Origin of the sequence: Methylobacterium sp. Leaf118 (genome assembly GCF_920984675.1) — a bacterium.
In the GTDB taxonomy this organism is placed as follows: domain Bacteria; phylum Pseudomonadota; class Alphaproteobacteria; order Rhizobiales; family Beijerinckiaceae; genus Methylobacterium.
The window spans coordinates 37403-43788 of sequence record NZ_CAKLBV010000041.1 but is presented as its reverse complement, the minus strand read 5'-3'; the positions used below and the strand labels follow the sequence as shown (position 1 = coordinate 43788).

Below are 6386 nucleotides of genomic sequence, written 5' to 3'. Positions count from 1 at the left end.
CACCCGCACCGGCCGATCCGGCCGCGGCGCGGGCGCCGGAGGCAGCCACAGCCCGCCTGTCTCCGGACACCGGGACGACGCCCGAGCCCGGATCGCTCCGTGCCGCCCCGTCCGTGCCGTCTCACCTCACCCAGCCGGAGGAGTTGCCCTCGTCCAGGGCCTCCGTGAAGGCTGCGACGCCTCCCGTGACGTCACCCGCACCGGCCGATCCGGCCGCGGCGCGGGCGCCGGAGGCAGCCACAGCCCGCCTGTCTCCGGACACCGGGACGGCGCCCGAGCCCGGATCGATCCGTGCCGCCCCGTCCGTGCCGTCTCACCTCGCCCATCGGGAGGGATCGGCTCCGTCCGGCGCCCCCCCGAAGACTGAGGCGCCCCCCGCGATGTTGCCCGCACTGGCAGAGCCGGCCGCAGCCTGGGCGTCGGCACCGGAGGCGGCTCTGCCTGATGCGGGCCGCGCCGCCGCGTCCGAGCCGCCGCACCTCGCCCGGCCGGAGGGGTCGTCCCCGTCCGACGCCCCGGCGAAGGCCGAGGCGCTTCCCGTGATGTCGCCCGCACCGGCGGAGCCGGCCGCGGCGCGGACGCCAGAGGCGGTTCTGCCCAAGGTGACCGCTGCCCCCACCGCTCCGGAGGCCGGAACCACGCCCGAGCCCGGATCGGACCGTGCATCACCGCCACGGCCAGTGCGCCTCGCCCCGCCGGAGGGATCGGCGCCATCCGGAATCGCCCTGAAGGCTGCGGCGGCGTCGCCCGTCGCGGCGGCAATGCCGGCGCCGACACCGGAAGCGGGACCGGGGCCTGAGCCCGGCGCGGCCGCCATGCCCGCGGTCGGACCGGCGCAGCGCCCCTCCGTCCCGGCTGATGGGTCGATCGACCCGGCCGCGCCCCGTCCCGATTCGCGCCCCGCCGCGCAGGGGCCGGAACCGGTGCGGGCCGAACCGGTGCGGGCGGACCAGGGCCATCCGCTCGATCCGGGCGCACACCGGGTGGTTCTGGGTGCCCAGGAACGGCGTGTCCAAGAGAGAACCGTCCCGGAACGGCCTGTCCAAGAGCAACCTGATCAGATCGACCCCGCTCTCTCCGGACCGGCGCAGCCCGATCCGCGGCTCGCCGGGGCCGGGACGGTCGCGGCTGTGCCAGGCGCAACGCGGGCGGCCCACGGCCGCGTCGGCCTGCCGCCGGTCGCGGCCGATGAGCCGCCAGCGGAGATGGCCGGATCGGCGCCCCTGGCGGAGGGCCAAACGGAGCCGGGACTCACGGAGGGCCCGTCGCCGATCGTCGCGCCGACCGCGTCTCAGGCCGGCTCCCCGCGAGAACCCTTCGCGGAGGCGGCACGGCCGCACCCGACACCGTCCGACGCATCCGTTCGCCGCGCGTCGCCGGGACCGGCCTCGTCGTCCGACGCGCAAGGGCCCGGGATTCCCGCGCCGGGCCGGGCCACGGACGACCGTGCTGGTACCAGCGTGGAGGCGCCGGCCGAGCCACGTCGCGCCGACGGGACGGTGATCGAGGCGCTGGCGCCGACCATTCCGGGGGCGCCGACGCTGGCGGGTCCGCTCTCTCCGGCGCGCCAGATCGCCGATGCCGTCGCCGCGCAGTTTCCGCCCGCCCCGCCGCCCGCCGCCCTCCGCAGCGGGCTGACGACCGAAGCCGGGCCGCTGAAGATCCTGACCCTCCAACTGCATCCGGCCGATCTCGGCTCGGTGCTGGTGCGGATGCGGCTTCAGGACGGGCGGCTGGAGATGAGCCTGCGCACTGCCCGCGAAGACACCGCCGAGCGCCTGCGCCGGGAGGGCGAGGCCCTCACCGGCCTCCTGCGCGAGGCGGGCTATCTGCCGGAGCGCGTCACGATCGAGTCGGGCCCGGCGGCGCAGGGCGGGGCCCAGGGCCAAAGCCAGGGCCAGAGCCCGGGCAACGGGTCCGAGCGCGGCGGGCACCCGCCCTTCGCCGCGGACGCGCAGGACAGGAACCCGGGCGGCGCGACGCCCGACCAATCGGGACGGCGCCCGACCCGCGAGGGGGCCCGGGACGCCCGCGCCGAGGAGCAGGATCATGACACGGCATCTCATGCGCGCGATCGCGGCGGCCTGTATCTCTAGCCTCGTGGCCGGGCCGGTCGCCGCCGCAACCGCGCTGCCGGCGGGCGTCGAATCGGGCCCGGCCGCCCGTCATGCCACCGCCGCGGACGGCACGGCCGGCACGCCGCGGGCGGGCTCGAACGTCTGCGAACAGCAGATGGCGCGGGCCGCCGCCCGCCACGGCGTGCCGCTCGGGATGCTCTATGCGGTCGGCCTCACCGAGAGCGGCAAGCGCGGCTCGCTCCAGCCCTACGCCATGAATATCGGCGGCCGGGCCTATTTCGGCGCCGGCCCCGCCGACGTGATCGCCCGCCTGGGCCAGGCGCAGCGCGAGGGCGTCCGGCTGGTCGATCTCGGCTGCATGCAGATCAACCATCACTACCACCGCGAGAAATTCGCGTCGCTGGAGGCGATGATCGACCCGGCCCAGAACGTCGATTACGCCACCCGCTTCCTCAAGGAATTGCGGGACCGGGAGGGGAGCTGGACGCTCGCGGTGGCGCGCTACCATGCGGGGCCGAACAACAACCCGGCGCAGAAGCTCTATGTCTGCCGCGTCATCACCAACATGGTCGCGAGCGGCTTCGGCAACTGGACGCCGGGGGCGAAGGCGTTCTGTCAGCCGGGCTGACGGCCCGGGGTCTCACCCGACATAGGTGTAGCCCATGTAGCGCTTGGCCTCGATCGGGTCGTGGCCGAGGCGTTCGGCGAGCTTCTTGCGCAGCTTGCTCACGTGGCCCTCAATCACGCTCTCCTCGACGCCGTTGCTGTAGACGCCGTAGACCACGTTGAAGACCTGGGTCTTGGTGAGCCGGCGCCCGCGGTTGCGCACGAGATATTCGAGAATGTGGCGCTCGCGCCGCGGCAGGGACAGGCTCACGCCGTCGATCTCGGGGTCGCGGCCGTCGTGGAACACCTTGAGCCGGTCCGGCGCCGGAGGGGCGGCCTCGCCCGGCGCGGCCCCCGGCATCGTGGCGTTGACACGGCGCCAGATCGCCTCGGAGCGGGCCAGGATCTCGCGGACATGGACGGGCTTGGGCAGCACGTCGTCGATGCCGGCATCGAGGAGCTGCACCGTCTGCTCCAGGGAGCGCAGGTCGGCCAACGCGATGATCGGCGCCCGGGAATGGCGGCGGATGGAGGTGACGCATTTCGGCCGGTCCTCGAAATCGCCGAGGAGGAAGCCCTGCACGGCGTCGAGGTCGCTCGGGGAGGCTGCCTCGATCCAGCTCAGGAACTCGTCCGGCAGGAGGCCGAAGGAGGAGATCCCCTCCCGCTCGAAGCTCGCCTTGTAGCCCGCGTTCACAGCTTCCCGCGGGTCGACCAGGAAATACATCGGCGCTTGTCCCTCCGATCCGGCCGGATTCGGTCCGGTCAGGCCCCGGAGGGTTCGGGCTCGTCCACGACGGCGCCGGCCCACCCGCCCCTCATCGAGACGGCGGTCCGGTCGCGTCCATCGTTCCCGAGGAGCCGGCGCGAACCCTCGATTCGCGGCCACGCCCCATCCATGTCGCGGCGCAGCACGGGAATCAATTGCGCGCGTACGGCATTCATTATTCCAAGCCGGGGCGTGTCATCCGTGCCGAGTTGGTGCGCGGGGTCAGGCGTGGCAGAGGCGCGCCCGGTCGAGGGCGTGGGCGAAGCGGTCGAGGCGAAGCGGTGCGGAATCCTCGGCGACGATGCGCTGGATCGCGACGCCCGCGAACATCTCGTCGAGAACGAGCTTGAAGAACACGGTCAGCGGCTCGGCGGCGAATTCCATGTCGAGCACGACCTGCATCGAGCGGCCGAATTCGAGGCAGACATCGGCCGCGTCCGCGTAGGTCAGGACCGAGTCCTTGAAGAAGAGTTCGGCGGAGGAGGCCACCACGTCGGCGATGTTGCCGTGATGCTGGCTGCGGATCCAGCCGATCAGCACGCCGCCATCGACGAGGCAGAGCTCGGCGATGAACTCGCGCAGGGCCGTGGCGAAGATCTCCTCGGCCGCGGCGAGGCCATCCGGCAGGCCGGGCCGTCCGAGCGAGAGGGGATTGGCCTGAAGGGTCATCGGGCTCTCGCGAACAGGAAAAACAGGATCTGGGCCACGGCGCGGTAAAATTCTGCCGGAATCGTCTGATCGACCTGCACAGCATCGTACAGCGACCTTGCGAGAGGCTTGTCCTCGATCACCGCGATGCCTTTTTCTTCGGCGATGGCGCGGATACGCAGCGCGATGAGGTCCTGCCCCTTGGCGAGGACGAGCGGCGCCGGATTCTCGGTCGGCTCGTAGCGGAGCGCCACGGCGAAGTGGGTCGGATTGGCGATCACCACGGTCGCCCGGTCGACATTGGCGAGCATCCGGTTGCGGGCGCGGTCCTGGGCGAGCGAGCGCAGCCGCGCCTTCACGGAGGGGTCGCCTTCGGTCTGCTTGTGCTCGTCCTTGATGTCCTGGTGCGACATGCGCAGCGAGCGCTGCCAGCGCAGGCGCGCCCAGACGAGGTCGCCCGCCACGATGACGATGATCGCGATGGCGATCGCCGCGACGAGGCGGATCGCGACGGACAGGATCAGTTCGGGCAGCTGGCTCGGATCGACGAACATGGCGTTCACGGCTCTTGTCCGCTCCGAGCGAAGGAGCAGGAGGGCGACGAGACTGACCGATAGGAATTTAACGATGGATTTCAGGAATTCGACTTGACCCTGGATCCCGAAGATCCGCTTGAACCCGGCCATCGGGGAGACCCGCTGCCATTTCGGGGTGATCCGGTCGCCGACGAAGCGCGGCAGATTCTGGAGCAGCGAGGCCGCGAGACTGCAGGCGCAGAGCAACACCAGGATCGGCAGCAGGAAGCGCCCCGTGGCCAGCGCCACCTGATTGAGCAGCAGCGTCGCGTCCCCGCCGGTCTCCAGGCGGAAGCCGCGGGGCTCGTCGAGGAGCGGCGACAGGCTCTGCGCCAGCTGCGCCGCCTGCCCCCGGGCGAAGAAGGCGAGCGCGATCAGGAGGCCGAGGATCGAGGCGAAGACCGGCGCCTCGCGGGAGAACGGGATGTCGCCCTTCTCGATCGCGTCGCGGACCCGCTTCTCGGTGGCGGCTTCCGTCTTGCTTTCCTTGTCGGAATCCTCCGCCACGCCTCAGCCCCGTCGGGCGAAAGGCGGCAGGAGGGAACGCCCCGGACGGGGGCCCGCCCGACACGGAATCGAGGCGCCCCCGACAAAAGCCCGCTCAGCGGATGAGCGCTTCATCCTCGCCTCCCGGATTGATCTCGATCTCGCCGCGCCCGGCCATCTCCATGGCCATGTCGGTGATGGAGCGGCGCGCCTCCATGACGTCGCGCTGCGCCGCCGGCTCGCCGCCGTTGAGTTCGTGCTCGACCATGCGGCGCACCCGGGCCGAGAGCGCGGAGAGCACGGTGCCCCGGAACTCCGCGTCGGTGCCCTTGAGCGCCAGCACCAGCCGGTCGTTGGGCACGGCGTCGAACAGGGTGGTGCGGGCGCGGGGGGCCAGCTTGACGATGTCGTCGAAGGTGAAGAGCAGGCCTTTCAGGATCTCGACCGATTTCGGGCGCGACTCGCCGAGGCTGGAGAGCACGTCGTCCATCTGATGGCGCTCCATCTTGTTGATGATGTCGGCCATCTTGGCGTGGGTGTCGGCGCCGGAATTGCGGGCGCCGTTGATCATGAAGTCCTCGTGGAGCGTCTTCTCGATGTTCTGCAGCACGTCGTCGACGATCGGCTTGAAGCTCAGCATCCGCCGCATCACCGTGTTGCGGACCGGCCCGGGCAGGTGGCCCATCACCTTGGCGGCGGTGGCGGGCTTGACCTTGGACAGGATCAGCGCCGCGGTCTGGGGATGCTCCTTGACGAGGTAGCTCGCCAGCACGCTCTCCTGGACGGTGCCGAGGCGCTCCCAGATCGAGCGGGTGGCGCTGCCGCGCACCTCGGCCAGGATGTCGGCGATCTGGTCGGCGGGCAGGAGCCCCGTGAGCAGCTTCTCGACCTCGTTGGCCGTGCCGACGAGGCTGTTGCCGGCCTTGAACTCGGTGGAGAACGATTCGACCACCGCGTCGAGCTGGTCGGAACTGACCGCGCCGAGCTGCGAGGCCGAGCGGGTGATGCGCTTCAGCTCGTCCGGCTCAAAATACTTGATGAGCCGCCCGGCCGCCGGCTTGCCCATGGCGAGCAGGAGCGCGGCGACCTGATCGGTCGGGTCGAGCCGGCGGCCGGCCAGGCGGGGTGGCGCGGGAACGGAGGCTTGCGCGGGAACGGAGGCTTGCGCCGGGACGGGGCTTGCGGACATCGCGGACCTTGCGCGCTAGCGTTCGCGGCGAAGCC

At 71.7% G+C, this 6386-nt stretch carries 6 protein-coding genes; 2 read left to right on the top strand and 4 right to left on the bottom strand.

All coding sequences use genetic code 11. From position 1 onward, the window contains the following. Positions 1-1460: 1460 nt before the first annotated feature. On the top strand, positions 1461-2096 hold the full coding sequence (gene fliK, locus LW587_RS16525) for a flagellar hook-length control protein FliK (protein WP_232630690.1): 636 nt from the start codon (positions 1461-1463) through the stop codon (positions 2094-2096). After that, complete coding sequence (locus LW587_RS16520; protein ID WP_232630689.1) at positions 2050-2706, top strand: transglycosylase SLT domain-containing protein; 657 nt, start codon at positions 2050-2052, stop codon at positions 2704-2706. Before fliK ends, LW587_RS16520 begins: the two co-directional genes overlap by 47 nt. 12 nt (positions 2707-2718) lie before the next feature. Here LW587_RS16520 and LW587_RS16515 read toward each other — a convergent pair whose 3' ends face one another. The 4 genes from LW587_RS16515 to LW587_RS16500 form a co-directional block, all read right to left on the bottom strand. Beyond that, positions 2719-3411 carry a response regulator transcription factor gene (locus LW587_RS16515; RefSeq protein WP_232630688.1) on the bottom strand — a complete coding sequence of 231 codons (693 nt, stop codon included), beginning with the start codon at positions 3409-3411 and terminating at the stop codon, positions 2719-2721. 264 nt (positions 3412-3675) lie between these two features. Next, entirely contained in the window at positions 3676-4122 is a 447-nt protein-coding gene (locus tag LW587_RS16510; protein ID WP_232630687.1) for a hypothetical protein, read from the bottom strand. After that, entirely contained in the window at positions 4119-5183 is a 1065-nt protein-coding gene (gene flhB, locus LW587_RS16505; protein WP_232630686.1) for a flagellar biosynthesis protein FlhB, read from the bottom strand. Before flhB ends, LW587_RS16510 begins: the two co-directional genes overlap by 4 nt. A gap of 94 nt (positions 5184-5277) precedes the next feature. Beyond that, positions 5278-6351, bottom strand: coding sequence for a flagellar motor switch protein FliG (locus tag LW587_RS16500; protein WP_232630685.1), 1074 nt, complete (start codon positions 6349-6351; stop codon positions 5278-5280). Between the last annotated feature and the right edge of the window lie 35 nt (positions 6352-6386).